Here is an 18,500-nt window from a genome sequence, read left to right on the forward strand (position 1 = left end):
AAAACGCACTCCATTTAGCGGCAAAACGCACTCCATTTTGCTATAAATCGCCCCAAAACGGGTGCTAGTGGCGTTTGGCTTAAATAAATATCCATTTTGCCTACATGTACAATTAACCTCTTTTTGCATCAAAACAAACCTCCGCGAGAATCGATTTTTTGCGACAAGGTAGGCGGTTGGTGGATAAAAAGGGCAGCCATAATGTTAAAATTTATACTGAAAAGCGGACAAAGATAAGAGCCAACAAGTGGACGAGTGGACAAGATAACAAGATGACGAGTGGACAAGATAACGAGTGGACAAGACAACGAGTACACGAGCAGACAAATTCATAGCTTTACTTGCCCACCGAAACCTCACTTGTTAACTCGTCTACTCGTCAACTGTCAATCAACTCGTCTACTTGTCAACCAGTCATCCTCTTGCCAATTCGTTAACTCGTCAACTCTTCAACTGATAATCAACTCGTCAATTCGTCAGCTAATTAGTTTGCAACCTGCTAACTTATCAAACCCGTCCATCTGCAGTTTGCTCTTCATTCTTCAAGCAATCTATCTATAAAGAAGCTATCTTTAATAAAATAATTTATCTTATTCGCTCGAAGAAAGAAGATAATTTTGTTTTAACGATGGTCAAAAATAAACATTTGTAAGCACACAGCTACAAAACTGCAAGAAACAATCTTTTTTACATCAGCCTAACAAACAAATCCGTAAAAACATCGAAAAAGCAGCGTATTAAACACCAATTAACCTTTCGATATCTAATTCTTAAATCTTGTAATATAAATGATTTTTAACACAAAAATAGGTCTACATATATTAAAAATCGGTAAATTTGCTACAAACAATCGATGATGCCCAGACCTAAAAAGATGAAAAGGTCGTATATTCTAAACAATTACATTAACAACAGCATACCGAGCGAACATGTGCCAGCACGTCAGATCCACGCCACGGAAAGGAAATCCACTCCGTGGAAAACGAAAAGAAAGCGCTGGTATCTTTCACAACGTAGCTACCTAATAATGTCCTTATGAAAAAAGCTTATTGTTTATGTGCAATGCTGGCTGCCCTCACCGCCCCGTGGACAACGCTCACGGCAGCGGCAAAAGAAACAAAGGGGACGGCAACCGTGACCGAAATGCAAGAGCAGAACAACATCACGGGCGTGATTACCGACACACAAGGCGAACCCATCACCGGCGCAACCGTGGCCGTAGTGGGGAAGAGCGTGGGTGCCGTGTCCGATATTAACGGGCGATTTACCCTCAACGTGCGCCCCGGCGCTAAGTTGACCATCTCATACGTGGGCTACAAAACCGTTACCGTTGCAGCCTCCGAATCGATGAAAGTAGAATTGCAAGAAGACGCCGGGCAACTCTCCGAAGTGGTTGTTGTGGGCTATGGCACACAAAAGAAGGCCAACCTTACGGGAGCCGTAAGCACCGTAGACCTGTCAAAGACCATGGCCGGCCGCCCACAACAAGATGTGGCCAAAGCCCTGCAAGGTGCTGTGCCGGGGTTGTCGGTCATCAGCAACAACGGCGACATCAACGGCAAGCCCACCCTGCGCATTCGCGGTGTGGGAACGTTGAGCAACGATGCCACAAGCAACCCGCTCATCGTTGTAGACGGCGTGCCCATGGACGACATCTCGTTCCTTAACACGCAAGACATCGAAAGCGTTTCGGTGCTTAAAGATGCAGCCTCTACTTCCATCTATGGAACAAGGGCCGCCTTCGGCGTTATACTGATACAAACAAAGGGAGCACATCCCACGGAACGCTCGACCATCACTTACAGCAACAACTTCGCATGGGACCAGGCAACCTTCATCCCTGATTATCCCGATGTACCCACACAATTGAGAGCAGCCTTGGAAGGTAAAGCCAATGCCAAAGAATACACGGTTGAGCTATTTGGCATGCATTTCAATAAGTTGCTGCCCCTCGCAGAAAAGTGGAAACAGCAAAATGGGGGCAAAACAAGCTATCGTGAGATGCGTCCATACGTAGACGAGAACAACGTGGGCGACTATGCATTCATCGACGGTAAGCCTTACTACTATGCCGACTGGGATGTGAACAAGATTTTCTACAACAATGCCGCTCCCTCACAAAGTCACATTTTGTCGATACAAGGCTCGTCGGGGAAGAGTTCTTACTATATCTCCTTTGGCTATGACCACAAGGACGGCATCATGAAGATACGTCCCGACAAGCTAGACAAATACAATGCTACGGTTAACGTAACCAGCAGCCTATACGATTGGCTACAGGTGGGAGCACGCTTTAACTATACGCGTCGCGACTACGAACGCCCCGACACATATAACAATGTGTACCAATTCCTTTGGCGTTGGGGTTCGTTCTTCATCCCTTCAGGCACAATCGGCGGGCACGACACACGTGTGCTGGCACAGCTGAAACAGGCAGCTACGGAGAAGACCGCTACCGACTTCACTCGCATGAACGCATTTGTCAAAGCGAACATTCTGGAGGGATTGACGTTTAATGCCGATTTCACCTACGCCATCCAAAATATGAACAGAGGCTCGCAAGACTTCTCTGTTTACGGCATCAACTGGTTAGACGCCAATCCTACCTACATCGTGGAGAAAGAAAAAACTTCAGTGTGGAAAGACAACTCGAAAGAAAACACGTGGACACTTAACGCCTACATGGACTACGAGAAGACTTTTGCCCAAAGCCACAACCTTAAGGCGATGGCAGGTTTCAATGCCGAGAAAGTGGAATACATCTATCTCAAAGGCAGCAGAAACATACTGTTCGACCAAGCACTGCCTGAACTGAACCTAGCAATGAAGGACGGACAAGACATTGGCTCGAAACATACCCAACGTGCATCAGCAGGTTTCTTCGGCAGAATTAACTACGACTACAAAGACATTTACCTCTTGGAAATCAACGGGCGTTACGACGGCTCTTCCAGATTTCCACACAATGCGCACTGGGCATTCTTCCCCTCGGTGTCGTTGGGCTATCGTTTCACCGAAGAACCATACTTTAAGAACCTCAAGAATGTAGTGAGCAACGGTAAGTTGCGTGCATCAATGGGCGAAATAGGCAATGAAGCCATAGGCGATTACATGTTTGAAGAGCTGATTAGCCAGATGGAAGACAAGTATGTGAACTGGGTGGACAACAATAAGCCTAATGCCAACCTGCTAACCATGTACAACATGCCCGACCTCGTGGCAAAGAACCTCACATGGGAACGCATCCGAACCACCGACATAGGCATCGACCTAGGTTTCCTTAACAACGAGTTGATGGTGGGTTTCGACTGGTATCAACGCGAAAATCGTGACATGCTTGCTCCCTCGAAAGTGCTTCCACAGGTGCTGGGAGCCGACGCCCCCGTATCTAACGCAGGCACCTTGCGCACACGCGGATGGGAATTTACCGTAGACTGGCATCACCGTTTCGGCGAGTTTAACGTGTACGCCAACTTCAACCTAAGCGATTCGCGCTCGAAAGTGGTAAAGTGGGACAATCCATCTATGCTACTCAATGCCAACTATTCAGGCAAAAACTATGGCGACATCTGGGGATTTGAAACCGAACGTTACTTCGAAGAGAGCGACTTCACGGGGAAAAACCCTGACGGCACTTGGAATTACGCCAAAGGCGTTGCTTCGCAAAAGGGGCTGGAACAAGGCTCGTTCCACTACGGACCAGGTGACGTGAAGTTCAAGGACCTTGACGGCAATGGTGTCATTGACGGAGGTAAAGGTACAGCCGACAATCATGGCGACCTCAAGGTGATAGGTAACTTCTTGCCGCGTTACGAATATAGTTTCCATCTTGGTGGTTCGTGGAAAGGAGTCGACCTTGACTTGTTCTTCCAAGGTGTGGGCAAACGCGACGCATGGACTATTTCTTCAATGAACTTCCCACTGATGCGCAAGGCCGACTTGGCACTCTACGCGCACCAAACCAGCTACAACAAGGTGCGCTTTTCGGCAGACTATAAAACCATTAAGGGCTACGACATTGACCAAAGCAACAAGTATCCACGCCTGTATCCCGGCAACGAGGGGACAGGAACAATATCGGGAATAGAAAATGGAACGAACAACTATTACCCGCAATCACGATATCTCACCGACATGTCGTATCTAAGGTTAAAGAACGTAACTCTTGGTTACACTCTGCCCACAGAGCTAACGCGCAAGGCCTACATACAAAAGGCACGCATATACTTCAGTGCTAGCAATCTCTTCTTACTGTATAAAGGCAACGACCTGCCCGTAGATCCCGAAATAAATGCGGGTGCAGGACTTAAGTTTGGCGGCTGGGGACGTACCGCGCCCATAACCCGCACCTTCTCGTTTGGCATGCAGGTAACATTATAACTACAAGAACCATCTTAAAGCATTAGAAATATGAAAAAGATATTGATATGCGGTATCATCGTGATGGGTGCGCTGGCAAGCTGCAATAGTTTCTTAGACATACACCCAGACGATACGTTCACCAATACTCCTTCTTATTGGAGCAACACCGACAACTTGGATAACCAGTGCAACACTTTCCTCAATAACTATACGGGTTACGGAAACGGAGGTTCGTACGGATGGTTTTACTTCAAGACGTTGGGCGATGACCAAGTAAACTTTTCCAACAACAACTGGGAATATACTAATGTTGTGGCATCGTCTTCAGACTGGAAATACTCATTCGAAGACGTGCGCCATGCCAACTATGTACTAACTGGCCTGCGGTCGTCGTCACTAGATTACGAAACGAAAGCCAACTATGAGGGTATTGCCAAACTCAACAGGGCATGGACCTACTATCAGCTGGTGCGCCAATACGGAGACGTACCCTTCATCAACACCGTGGTTACAACCGAAGACGACAATATTCTATACGGTCCGAGGATTGACCGCGACATAGTGATGGACAGCGTGTTGAACGACCTTAACTTTGCAGCTGAATACATTACGCAAACAAACAAGCAAAGATTTACGGCCGACATGGCATTAGCAATGAAAGCCGAGATTGCGCTATACGAAGGAACGTATTGTAAATACAGAACTGCCGAAGACAACGCAGGCAAGGCCGCCAATCCAGACAGGGCACAACGCTATCTGAACGAATGCGTTGACGCTTGCAATAAGCTCATGGCTAAGGGCTACAAACTAAACGACAGCTATAGAGGCAACTATAATTCTACCGACTTGAGCAAGAATCCAGAGATGATTTTCTATAAGCCTTACTCTAAGAATAAGTTACACCACTCTACCATCGACTATACAATGAACACTGGTGGAACCAACGGAATGTCCAAAGACGCTTTCGATGCGTACCTCTTCCTTGATGGCAAGCCCAAGGCAACAACAGCAATGAATACCGACGACGCTGCCACAAAGAACGCTGACGGACAGTACAGCATAGAAGCACAACTTGCCGTACGCGACAAGCGATTGGCCGAAACCATCGACCCTATACTTGCTTTCAAAGGGCACGACTACAAGCGTGCAGGCAGTAGTGCCTTCACATCATCCACAGGTTACGCCATTTGCAAATACGATAATGTGACAGAACTAACTGTAGACGAACGCAATAACATCGGCGGGCAATACACCGACTGTCCCATTTACTGGCTATCTGTCATTTATCTGAACTTTGCCGAAGCTAAGGCTGAACTTGGAACAATCACGCAAACCGACCTAGACAACAGCGTCAACAAACTGCAAGCACGCGCAGGACTGCCTGGAATACAGCTTGCTCCTGCTGCCGACCCAGCCAATAACATGAACGTGAGCAATCTACTGTGGGAAATCCGCCGTACACGCAGATGCGAATTGATGTTCGACAACTGGACGCGCTATTGGGATTTGATACGTTGGCATCAGCTCCATCTCCTCGATTCAGAGCAACATCCCAACATCTATCTCGGAGCAAACCTCAGCAATGTGACTAATCCAGAAGAGGATCTGAACCCCAATGGATATATGATTGGTTCGAACACCATCAATCAAGTGCGCCGTTTCGATAAGAAATATTACTTCTATCCCATACCAACAGGCCAAATTACGCTGGGTGGATTAACCCAAAACCCTGGTTGGCAATAGAAAACAATAAGAGATTGAGCCCTCCAAAGGTTAGATCTAACACTACTACAAATGGGGCACAGCGGGACTGACACCACCGACAAGCTGTACCTCACCTTGCAAACAAGAGGAGATTTGGCAGGGACTTGCCTGAAAATGGCAAGTGCCCTGCCAAATCATGAATAAGACAGACTCACCAATCTGCGATACACAATTCACAAAAAAGAACAATTTTACCAACAAATCATATTTAAAATGCGAAGAATCTATTATTTAGGCGCGGCTTTCGCAGCCCTTTCGGGCACCTTCGCCCCACATCAGGCGCAGGCAGCAGCCGCACAATCGCCTCGCACGACAAACGCAGTGCAACAGCAAACAAGCCTTTCGGGCATTGTTACCGACGCCAACGGCGAACCCGTAACGGGTGCATCGGTAGCCATTGAAGGCAAGGGCGTGGGCGCAGTGACCGACATTAACGGCCGATTTACCATCGACGCACGCCCAGGAGACAAGCTAACCATCACCTACGTGGGCTACAATCCCATGCAAGTGACGGCTAGGGCCGACATGCGCATCACCCTGACAGAGAACGCCAGTCAGCTAGGCGAGGTTGTAGTGGTGGGCTATGGCACACAAAAGAAGGTGAACCTCACGGGTGCCGTGGCCAACGTCAACGTGAAAGAGGCCATCGCCAGCCGCCCCATCACCGACGTGGCCAAGGCCTTGCAGGGTATAACCCCAGGTCTTACCATCACCAACCGCATTGGCGGTGTCGGCACGCAAAGCACCGTTAAGCTACGTGGCTCGGTGGGTTCGCTTAGCGCTGAGGGAGGAACATCACCGCTCATCCTCGTAGACAACGTGGAAGTTCCCAACCTAAACTTGGTAAACCCCGACGACATCGAAACCATTTCGGTGCTCAAAGATGCAGCCTCGGCATCCATCTACGGAACGCGTGCCGCATGGGGCGTTATCCTTATCACCACCAAACAGGGCGCAGCCAACGATAAGGTGAACGTAACCTACTCTAACAACTTTGCGTGGAGCACGCCCACCAAGATGCCCGAACAGATGAAAGCCTCAGACAATGCCCGCTTTATCTTCGAGATAATGAAGAGCAAAGGCAAGACCAGAGAAACAAGCATCGGCTACACCATCGACGAGGAGCTAATAAAGAAACTCGAAGATTGGGAAAACAAATACGGTGGAATGTCGCAAGACGAACTCGGAGAGATGCAGCAAGGCCGCGACTTCGAAATTGTTGGCGGCAACACTTACTTCTATCGCTCGTTCGATCCCATCAAAGAGTTCACCCGAAAATGGACTCCACAACAGAACCACAACCTCTCGGTGACGGGCGGCAGCAAGAAAACCACCTATAACATCAGCCTTAGCTACCTTAACCAAACGGGCGTGATGAAATATAACAGCGACCAATACGACCGCTATACGCTGCACAGCAGCATCACGTCGAGCATTCGCGACTGGTGGAAGGTTCGTGCCAACGTACTCTTCACCCGAACCAAGAACGACGAGCCTTATCGTTTCACGTCTGGCCAATACGATGCTTGGTTCTACCTTCTGCGTTGGCCGCGTTGGTATCCCTATGCCACTTATCAGGGCAAGCCCTTCCGTTCGGCCGTTACTGACATCAAGCACGGCAACCGCGAAAACACCACAACCACCTACGTTCGCGCCAACCTGGGTACGGAGATAACGCCGATGAAGAACCTCTCCGTTAACTTCGACTACACGTTCTCGTTCACCAACGATGCCCGCAAGCTTAACGGCGGCACCGTTTACGCCTACGATATGTTTGCCAGTGCGCCTTTCTCCAGCTACACCAGCCTTTATGGTTTGTGGCACAACATGGTGGAACAGTCCAGTCAGTACACCTTGCAGAACATCTTCAAGGGTTACGCCACCTATATGTTCGACCTAGCCGAGCAACACCACTTCAAAGTAATGGCAGGTTTCGATGCCGAGACACGAGAAGCATTCTCGCATTACTCAGAACGCCAAAAGCTCTACAGCGAGAAGTTTCCCGAGATAGCCATGACCTACGGAGACCAGTTCTCTTACAACAGTAACTACAGCTATCACAACGATTTCGCAGCTGCTGGCGTGTTCGGACGTCTCAACTACGACTATCTACAACGCTACCTGCTGGAGTTCAACCTACGTTACGATGGGTCCTCGCGTTTCCCCATCGGAAAGAAATGGGCTTTCTTCCCTTCCTTCTCCGCTGGATGGCGCGCAAGCGAAGAGAAATTCATGGACTGGGCCAAACCCGCACTCTCCAACCTTAAGGTTCGCGGCTCTTGGGGAACCATCGGCAACCAAGACGTGGCCGCCTATGCATACATGTCTATCATGAAACCGCAAAACTCGGGATGGGTTGTAGATGGTAAGGAAATGGGAACGTTCAGCTCACCCACCATTCGTTCGGAAGAGCTAACGTGGGAACGTGTGTCAACGCTCGACCTCGGCCTTGATGCCAGTTTCTTTAACAACGACCTCAACGTAACATTCGACTGGTATCGCCGCATAACATCGGGCATGCACACCCAAGGCGAACAGCTGCCCGCCACTTTCGGTGCAGAGCCCCCCAAGAAGAACTACGGAGAGATTACTGGCACTGGCTTAGAGCTGGGCATAAACTATCAACACCAGTTCTCCAACGGCTTAGGCGTTTCGGCTTCGGCCTCTTTCTCGCACGTAAAAGAGGTCATCACCAAGTTTAACAGTCAAACGCGCAACATCAACGGCAACTATCAAGGTAAACGTTTAGGCGAGATATGGGGTTACGAAACCGACCGCCTGTTCCAAGCCGACGACTTCGACAGCAACGGAAAACTGAAACCAGGCATCGCATCGCAAAGTAAATACGAGAGCGACGACTTTAAATTCGGTCCGGGCGACGTGAAATATAAGGATATTAACGGTGATGGAGAAATCACTTACGGCGACAACACCGTTGAAAACCATGGCGACCAAAAGGTGATTGGCAACTTCCTGCCCAACTACGAGTACAGTTTCTCGCTCGGAGCAACCTACAAGGGTTTCGATTTCAACATGTTCTTCCAAGGCGTGGGCAAGCGCGACTTTTGGGTTGGCGGTGCAATCGGCATCCCCGCAGGTGGCTCTAGCTACAAGGAAGCCGCATATAAGCATCAGTTAGACTACTGGACACCCTCCAATACGGGCGCATTCTATCCACGCCCGACGGACATGAGCTGGAAACAAAATGCTCGGAACTACCTCACACAAACCCGTTTCTTGGCTAACATGGCCTATTTGCGCTGCAAGAACATCACACTGGGCTACACCCTGCCGCAAAACATCGTGAGCAAAGCCTTGCTGCAAAGCGTACGCGTGTACGTAAGTGCCGAAAATCTCTTTGAGTTCGACAGCCTACACCTGCCCTTCGACCCCGAAACAACCAACTACAAACGCGGAAAGGGAGAATCAGACTGGTCCTTCGGACGTTCATATCCCTACACGCGAACCATCTCTTTCGGCCTGCAAGCCGCATTCTAACCCTCCTAACAAGCATAAAAATGAAACATAAGATATTGAGCCTCGCGCTCTTAACTTTACCTTTGGTGGCCTGCAACGACTTCCTTACACGCGAGCCATTAGACCGTGTGAACGCCGACATCGATGAAAGGTGGAACTCGGAAGAGGTCATTAGGTCTGCAATGTACGACCTTTACCCCATCTACTTCAAAGGGTACAACTCGGGATGGAGCCGTTCCGACTGGTTCGCAGAGACCCAAATCGCCGACTGGAACGACGACAACGCACAAGAAGAAGCCACGTTCTTCATCAAGAACGTGCCCACTACAACAAGTAGCAGCTACCCCTGGAACTTCGAACAGGTGCACACCATCAACACCTACCTCGACAAACTGGCGCATTCTGCCATGCCAGACGAGCCCAAACGCCATTGGACTGGCGTCAACCGTTTTCTGCGCGGCTTAGAATACGCCAAGCTTGTATCTAACTTCGGCGACGTTCCTTACTACCAACACCCCGTTGCACCAACCGACAAGGCTGCACTTTATCGCGCATTCAGTACACGACAGGAGGTGATGGACAGCGTTCTCTCAGATATGAAGTACGCTATGGACAACATTCGCCAGCAAGACGACGTCAAAGGCGTGCACATCGTTAACGACCTGGTGTACGCATACACCTCGCGCATCTTCCTCTTCGAAGGCACGTGGCAAAAATACCACAACAAAAACAACGAGTTGGCTGCCAAATACCTGCAAGTGGCCAAAGATGCGGCCGATTACATTATGAAATCAAAACGCTATCAGCTGTGCAGCAACTACAAGGACCTCACCGCATCGATTGACCTGGCCGGTAATCCCGAAATCATTCTCTACCGTGCGTACGTGGCCGGCGTTGTTACCCACAGCCTGATGTCGTTCAACAACACGGAGAGCGAGGAGTCGAGCCCATCAAAATCGCTCATCGAAAGCTACCTTACGAAAGACGGACTGCCCATAACGCAAACGGGAGGAAACGCACTTTACAAAGGCGACAAGCTGCTTAAAGACGAGATAGCCAACCGCGACCCACGCCTTTATGCCACCATCGACACCGCAGAACTGCGCTTGCCCTCTGTTGCATCAGTGTATGCCGCATCGGGCTATTTCGCCAATCGCTTTGTCAACCCCAAACTCATCGACCAGCCCGGCGGAAAAAGTAGCACCAACATCACCGATGCGCCCGTGATGAAGCTCAACGAAATGATGATGAACTACATCGAGGCAGCAGCAGAGTTGGCCACATTGGGCAAGTACACCCTCACCCAAACCGACTTCGACCGAACCATCAACGCCCTTCGTCAACGCGCCAGCACCAACATGCCAACCTTGCAGCTGGTGGGCGATGCGCTACGCGTACCGGCTGGCGTAATAAACGACTCGCAGCGCGATGCAGACGTTTCGCCCATCCTTTGGGAAATACGCCGCGAACGCCGCGTAGAACTGGTGTACGAGGGCTTACGCTTTAACGACCTGCGCCGTTGGAAGAAACTAAACTATGCCGACATGGTGAAGAACCCCAAGCTTAACATGGGTGCCTACGTCAACAAACGCGAATACATAAAGTGGTACAACACCGTTCATCCAGCAGCTAAGCCCGAGAACACGCTAACGAAAGAGAAAATGAGCAAGATACAACTTGTTCTCCTCAATGCCAAGGGCGAATATGAGGTTAACGACTCTGTTGGCTATATCAGGCCCATAGTGAAACAAGACTTTATGCGTACCTACTCGGATAAAGACTATCTCTATCCCATCCCATTCGACCAGCTAACGCTATACCGCAACGCTGGCCACGCCATCAAGCAAACTCCTGGTTGGGAAGACAAGAAATAATCCATCAATAAAGCTCCCCCATCTCGCATCGACGAGATGGGGGAATTTCAATTTTGTAAAGCCCCCGCTCAAAGGTTCCTTACAATAAGCAAACACTCTCATGGCACTCCCCGCCATTCATCTTAACCCCAATCGGTCGTTAGAGCCTGTACAGATTTTTGTTTGGTTGTAGAGCCTATGGCCTGTCTTATTCTTAAAGACGTAGCGGGCCAGTTCAAGAAGACAAGGCAGACAAGATGCCGACAAGCAAACATGGGTACGTCTAACTCCCTCTTTATACCACTCTCCCAAATTAAAACAAGCAGGCTAATCGCTCATATTCGATTAGCCTGCTTATTCTTCTTTACCATATTTCATCTGGCATTGGCGGTTATTTAGCCAATGCTTTTTGCACAGCATCGTATATTTTTCCCCCTCGCAAGTCCTTGGCGATAATTGTTCCATCAGGCGAGATAAGGAGAATTTGCGGGATGCTTACAATGGAATAGGCTGCCAGTACCTGCTTGCGTGCATCGCCTTTAAGCAAAAGCTGATGCCATATAGCCCCGTCTTCCTTAATAGCTTTCAGCCAATCTGCCTTCTTAAAGTCGGTAGAAACGCCCAAAATGGTAAAGTTTTGGTTTTTAAAAGCATTGAAAGTTTTAAGCAAGTTGGGTGTTTCTTTCCTACACCAAGTGCAAGAAGAACTCCAAAAGTCTACCAAAACAAACTTTCCCTTGAAGTGAGAAAGGCTCAAAGCCTTACCCCCCTTGTCTTCGCCGACAATGGGAGGAGCCGTTTTTCCCACCACCGTTTGTTCCAGCGCATTTAGCTTTTGCGTTGCCCGTGCATAGTACCACGTTTGTTTCGCCTCATCGTTAGCCCCCTCAACCACTTGTCGCGCGCAGTCTAAATCTGTGCGGTTGGTGATGTTGGCGTGCTGCAACCTGTATGTATAATAAAGGTATAGGCCGAAGGGCGAGCCTTGATGCCGCTCCACTTCCTTGTCCAACCATTGTCGCAACTGCTCGTAAGCCCGATTGTAGATAGGCGCGGTGGAGGTTTTTATGCGCTGCATCTCGCGTTGGTCGTTGCGATTGCGCGCCGCGTAGAACACTTGGTCCAACGAGTCTAACGTATGTTTGTTGCCTGCGCTGTCCTTTTGATGTGTAAACAGTGCGTATTGCGCGTTAAGTTTCACGTTGGGATTGTCTGCCGTTATTGCTCCACGGGCATTCCTAGAAACCGACAGCAAGTTGTTACCACTGGCTAAAAACAAGTAAGTGCCTTGCTCGAAACAACTCTCCATGTCGCTAGCGTTGAACACGGGCGAAAGAAAGAAGAGCCGCGTGGTGAGCGTATCATTTTGATAGGCAAACTTTCCGTCCGTCACCTCGAACGAGTCGAGGGGCTGAACATAACCGTAACGCTCATCTTGAACCATGAAAAGATACAGCCTTTTCATGCGCTTGTCGGCCGTATGCCCCTGCACGCTGATGCCCACAGCCAAGCATTGAACTGCGATAAGCCCAGCCAATAGGGCAGTCGAAAAAAGTCGTTTCATATTGTTATCTTTCGTTTTGGGTCATGGTGTTGGCGTTAAAGCGCATCACCCTTTGCGGAATGGGCAGAACGTACCTCGGATCGTTTGGCGGCAGCACCCATGTTTCAGTATCGCCAACATGCTTAACCGTTGTGGCAAAACGCGGGTCTAGGTTAAGTCTTTTCAGGTCGATGAGCCGTAAAAAGCCGTTGAAAGCCAGTTCTCGGCGGCGTTCTTCGAGTACGAAATTCAGCACGCTGTCCTTGTCCACCAACGAAACATAACCATTATCCTTAATGCGATGGGCACGCAACTTATTTACCAGTGCCAAAGCATGTGGCATATAACCCACACGGGCTTCGCATTCGGCAGCGATGAGAAACAGCTCGGGCGTGCTAATGGCTGTGTTGGCCCGCACATACGGAACCCATATTGGGCGCGGAAGTGTTTTTCCGCGAAACGTTTCGGCCATAAAAAGCACCTTTCGCATGTCGCCATCTTCGTACAATTTCAGCAAGCTGTCCGACGGAAACACATGCGAACTCATCCCAAAGACGTAGGGTGCGTATTTGATAAAGATGCTTTCGGGGTTGGCATCGGCATCAGGAACATTGGTGCGACCAATCTGACCTGCGGGATTCAGCACTTCATAACGCGTAAGGTCGAGCAGCGTATCGTGTCGGGCAATCACCTCGTTTGCTGCCTTCAGGGCCTCTGCATAGTTGCCCATATATAGGTAAACCCTAGCTCGAAGTCCGCGTGCGGCATCTTTCGTGGCATGAAAGGCATTGCTGCTTATTTCTTCTGGGAGGCTACCTTCTGCCTCATTGAGGTCGGCCAGTATCTGCTGATACACGCCTTTTACGCTGGTTCGCGTAAGATTGGTTTGCGAAATGTCGGCGTTAAGTAACAACGGCACGCCCGCATCAGCCTCGGCCGTAGCCTCGTTATAGTGTTTGGCGTAACCATTAACCAGATACAGATAGTCTAACGCACGGTTAACGAGTGCTTCGCCGCGTATGGCCGTCTTCTCCGCAGTGGTTCCTTCTGAGGCATCCATCACTTCGCGAATAACCACATTGTTGGTGAATATGCGCGAATAGGATGAAGACCAAAACGTATCGTCCTCACCATCGCCAAACACTTGCTTGTCGAATGTGTAAAGCCGTTTAATGCTTGGCGTGATGGTGTTAAGGCCTGGGGTGTTCGAACTGAATGCCTGGTCGGGCAGATAACAATCGTCGGTAAGGTAGATGGGATATGTTTCGCCCATCTTTTGTATCTCATAATGGCTGATCATGGTTTTATAGTCGGCGGCCGTTTCTGGTATTCTCTCGCCTTTGGGCTTGATGTCGAGAAACGAGTCGCAGGCGCATAGCAGCGCGGTAAAAGCCATTGTCGCTATAATGTTATATGTTGTTTTCATCCTTCTTTTGCTTTTTTAGGTGGGGTTTATCATTTGCCTTCAATGTGTAGGGTGCATGCTTAGAATGTTGCCGAAAGGCCGAATGTCCATGTTGCAGGCGTTGGGATGGTGCGCATGCCCCATCCGTAGCCCGTAGTTCCCAACGCCTCAGGGTCTACACCGTATTTGTTGGCAGTCCAACTAAGCAGGTTTTGCCCTTGCAGGGTAAAGGCCAGTTGCGCCAATCCGCACTTGGCCACGAGCTGTTGGGGTACGCGATAGGTGAGCGACAGGTGGCGAAGCTTGGCATAATCGGCCTTAAACACGTGGCGGTCGGCAGCATACCACGGATGCCTCATCGTTGCCAAGTCTAGCGCATAGCCGGTAAATGCAGGTGTGGCATCGGGGTTGCGTTCGTCGCCTGGTTGCCTCCAGATGTTGCGCATCTCTTTATTGGGGTTGAGATGCGATGGTTCGGACACGAAGGGGGCCGGCTCGGTGCGCAGCACATTGCCGCCGTAGAACATCAACATAAACGACAGCTCGAAGTCTTTATAAGCAATGGTGTTGCTAAACGACCCGCTATAAGTGGGATGACGCGTGCCCGAATAAACAAGGTCTGACAAGTTGCTCACTTGTGCTTCGGTTTTGCTGCCGCCTTCTACGTAATAGCGGGGCGTGCCATCGGTGGGCGAAAGGCCAGCGTACTGAAAACTGAATATTGCCCCAAGCGGATGTCCCTTAACTGCCGCAAAGCCGCTGGTGTACGAGTGCACGTTGGGATTAGAGTCTTCTACATCGTCTAGTGTATTCTTGTTATAACCAAAGTTCAGGCCCGTTGTCCACCTTAGGTTTCGCGTTTGCAGGTTAACGCTGTTCAGCGAAACCTCAATGCCCTTGTTGGTCATGTTGCCATAGTTCAGCGTTAGTTGTTTAAAGCCAAGTGTGGGGTCGGCATCGCGTTGGGCAAGGAGGTCGGTTGAATGCTTGTGATAAACCTCGATACTGCCCGAAAGGCGATTGTTGAGCACGGAAAAATCGAGGCCCAGGTTGGTGGTTGCGGTCTTTTCCCAGCGCAGCGTGTAGTTGGGCGGACTCTTTATTTCCGCCCCAAAGTCTTTGCTCCAAGGGTTATATTGGGCTGCTTTTAGCGTAACGTATGGGCTGGCGCCGCGTGGAACGTTTCCACCAATGCCGTAAGTAGCCCTAAGGGTGAGGGCGTTGAGCCACGACAGCTTACCCGCCAAGAAACGTTCTTTGGCGATATGCCATGCACCACCCACCGACCAAAGCGGGCGATACTGGTAGCGAGGGTCGGTTCCAAAAAGGTTAGACTGGTCAACACGTATGCTTGCCGTGAGGTTGTACTTGCTGTCGAAGGCGTAAGCAGCATTGGCATAGAAGGATACATAGCGGTTTTCTATCTCGTTTATCCAATTGTTGCCTGTGAACGACCAACTGAAACTGCCCGCAAGCGACTCCGTTCCTTTAACGTTTGTCAGGGCAGTTGGGTCTATTGGCTTGTAAGCTAGCGTGCTTTCGTCGAACCCCATGTAGTATATCGAGGTGTTGGTAGTCTTTGTTCTGCGCCGTTCGCCGCCAGCAAGGGCAGTGATGCTGTGAGGTCCGAAGTCGCGATTGAAGTTGAGTTGAGCGCGCAAGGTGTACGAGTCGGCATCGCCCCTACTCTCCGAATAGTGCGCTCCCTCTGGCACGTTAAGCGTTAGTTTTTTGGTGGCTGGGTTGTATTGTGCGGCATCGTTTATCATGTTGCGCACATGATACGAACGTTCGCTGAATATCTCAACCGTTTTATCGGCCGAGTTTTCGGTTTGGAAACGCACGTCGAAGTTAAGCCCCTTCATGATTTTGAGGTTCAGTCCCAGCATCAGCCTGTAATAGTTCTCGTTACTGTTATATCGTTCTTCGCGCCTGTTTGTTATGGGGCTGTAATGTTCGTCTTTAAGTCCAAGGCCTATAAGTCGGTTCATTTCCCATTCCGACTTGTATGTCGGCACGTTCAAGGGGTTGCCGCTTTCGTCTTTCAGCATCGTGTACGAGGGTTGGTTTCTGTACATGTCGGTGTAAGTTCCCATTCCCCTGTCGCTGTTGGTGTTGTTATAGTTTATGGTAAGGGCGGCCTCGGCGTTAAGCCAACTCGTCAGTTTGATGTTGTCTCTTAGTGTAGCCCCATAGCGTTGCATCTGGTTGTAGCGCGCATTAAAGCGGTTGCCCGTATAGTTAAGGGTAAACACGTAGCGGTTGATGTCGTTTCCTCCGCTTAGGCTAAGGTTGTGTTGGTGCTCTATACCGGTCTGCGTATAGAAGTCTTCCAGCTGTTTGCGGTTGTTCAGGTTGCGATATTTGTTCATGCCGTCTTGAAACGTTTGCTCGTCGATAAGCCCATCGCGATGCTTATAAAGCAATTCCGAAACGGGGTCGAGGTAATAGTTGGGAGGTATCATGGCATAGGGTATGGAGTTAAACTTGAACCCATATTCACGAAGGTCTATCGTCTCGCGCGTGTCCATCAGGTTTAAGTAGTCCATGTCGGGTTTGGGCGTAAACTTCACACTGGCATCGTATCTGATGGTGGTCTTATTCTCGCCTTTCGCATCGATGGTGCTGATAACCACAACGCCATTGGCAGCACGCGCGCCGTAGATAGAGGCGGCGGCCGCATCCTTCAATACGGTTATCGACTTGATTGTTGCAGGATTGATGCTGTTAATGTCGCCTTCGAAGGGCAAACCGTCTACAACGAACAGCGGACTGTAAGCATTGGCACCGCCGTTTAGCGTAGACATGCCGCGGATGTACAGCGTACCGTTCTGCTGCATCATGCCCGGCACCATGCCTTCGAGCCGTGCCAAGATGCTGGTTTGCAGTTTACCTTTCAGTTTTTCGGGCGTAACAACGTTGAACGAACCCGTTGTTCGTTCGCGCGAAATGGTTTGGTAGCCCGTAACGACAACGTCTTTAAGTGCCTGTTCGCCTGCACTCATGGCGATGTGGAAGTTAGAACGTTGGCCAATGTTGATGGTTTGTGTGGCCATACCCACATAGGTAAAGGTTAGTTGCGTGGCGTTGGCAGGCATGGGCACGCTGAACTTGCCGTCGGCATCGGTGACGGTGAGGGGCGTTGAACCATCGGCCGACACGCTAACGCCCATCAGCGGCTCGCCGTTTTCGTCGGTAACGGTTCCGCGAAGTAGGCGTTTGCCATTGTCGGGCATGGCTGTTCGTGGCTCACGTTGTAGGTTGGCGGTTGTGGCTTGCGCAGCGGGTGGGGCTATAGTCAGCAGCGACGGCAAAATAATGGCAACTGCAAGGCGATGCCTCAGCGCGTGGTGCATGGCTGTTTGCACGCGGGGTAAAATTGGGTTCATAGGTCTTTGGGGTATTGTTTTGTAGTGTTATGATGTGTTGTGTCGGCTGTTAAGTTACGTGTTTGGCGGGCTGTTGTGGTGGCTGATACCAGTTTTCGTGTATAGATTTTTAAATGATTGGTGGCGTGCAACAGGCGTTATGCCCACCTGTATGCGGGGGCGAAGAAAGCCCACTGTCATAACATGTTCCACCTTATCGGCTGTAAAGATAATCGTTTTTTTGCTTTTGAGCAAGAGAAAAGAGGTTTTCGTTAAGCAAACCTGGGCATTATGCGATGGTCGCAGCAGCTTGTAAAACCATTTACTCGGCAATTTATCAACAGAAAACGCACTTTTCGAGGAACGAGAAAAGAACGTTTTCGTTAAGCCAAAGGCGCAATGTCAAGCTCACTTGAATATTGTCGTGGCGAGAAAACGCACTTTTAGAGGAACACGGAAAGAAGTACTAAACCCCTCAACCGAAACCAATTAGCTCGTCAACTTGCTAACCAACACCCCCCTTCTTACCTTATTCATTCGCCAGTTGTTAATTGCAAACCGTTCTTATTGGCTCACAAACTCCCGTATTCAAAAACTTAACACTCACCAACTTACTAACTCATAAACTCATAAATTCAAACAACTCACTAACTCGCCAACTCATAAACTCACAAACTAAAACAACTAAAACAACTAAAAAACTAAAACTTACCAACTCATAAACTCAA

General features: G+C 49.6%; 7 protein-coding genes. 4 read left to right on the plus strand and 3 right to left on the minus strand.

Annotation, left to right across the window (positions count from 1 at the left end; translation table 11 throughout):
- Window positions 1-1,035 precede the first annotated feature (1,035 nt).
- The 4 genes from HMPREF2955_RS11625 (at window position 1,036) to HMPREF2955_RS11640 (ending at window position 11,477) form a co-directional block, all read left to right on the plus strand.
- Window positions 1,036-4,380 carry a SusC/RagA family TonB-linked outer membrane protein gene (locus tag HMPREF2955_RS11625; protein ID WP_070723633.1) on the plus strand — a complete coding sequence of 1,115 codons (3,345 nt, stop codon included), beginning with the start codon at window positions 1,036-1,038 and terminating at the stop codon, window positions 4,378-4,380.
- 30 nt (window positions 4,381-4,410) lie between these two features.
- Complete coding sequence (locus HMPREF2955_RS11630; RefSeq protein ID WP_070723634.1) at window positions 4,411-6,105, plus strand: RagB/SusD family nutrient uptake outer membrane protein; 1,695 nt, start codon at window positions 4,411-4,413, stop codon at window positions 6,103-6,105.
- 234 nt (window positions 6,106-6,339) lie between these two features.
- Complete coding sequence (locus HMPREF2955_RS11635; protein ID WP_070723635.1) at window positions 6,340-9,624, plus strand: SusC/RagA family TonB-linked outer membrane protein; 3,285 nt, start codon at window positions 6,340-6,342, stop codon at window positions 9,622-9,624.
- A 20-nt stretch (window positions 9,625-9,644) separates the two neighbouring features.
- Window positions 9,645-11,477, plus strand: a complete 1,833-nt coding sequence (locus HMPREF2955_RS11640) for a RagB/SusD family nutrient uptake outer membrane protein (RefSeq protein ID WP_070723636.1) — start codon at window positions 9,645-9,647, stop codon at window positions 11,475-11,477.
- A 370-nt stretch (window positions 11,478-11,847) separates the two neighbouring features.
- On the opposite strand, the gene HMPREF2955_RS11645 is transcribed toward HMPREF2955_RS11640, so the two are convergent.
- Genes HMPREF2955_RS11645 through HMPREF2955_RS11655 form a run of 3 tightly spaced genes read right to left on the minus strand, consistent with a single transcriptional unit; the run spans window position 11,848 to window position 17,793 of the window.
- Window positions 11,848-13,020 (minus strand): TlpA family protein disulfide reductase, encoded by a 1,173-nt coding sequence (locus HMPREF2955_RS11645; protein ID WP_070723637.1) that lies wholly within the window; start codon window positions 13,018-13,020, stop codon window positions 11,848-11,850.
- Between the two features lie 4 nt (window positions 13,021-13,024).
- A complete protein-coding gene (locus HMPREF2955_RS11650; protein ID WP_070723638.1) occupies window positions 13,025-14,425 on the minus strand; it encodes a RagB/SusD family nutrient uptake outer membrane protein in 1,401 nt (466 codons plus the stop codon).
- A gap of 59 nt (window positions 14,426-14,484) precedes the next feature.
- Window positions 14,485-17,793, minus strand: coding sequence for a SusC/RagA family TonB-linked outer membrane protein (locus HMPREF2955_RS11655; protein WP_070723639.1), 3,309 nt, complete (start codon window positions 17,791-17,793; stop codon window positions 14,485-14,487).
- Between the last annotated feature and the right edge of the window lie 707 nt (window positions 17,794-18,500).

It is taken from the genome of Prevotella sp. HMSC073D09, assembly GCF_001814145.1.
GTDB lineage: Bacteria > Bacteroidota > Bacteroidia > Bacteroidales > Bacteroidaceae > Prevotella > Prevotella conceptionensis.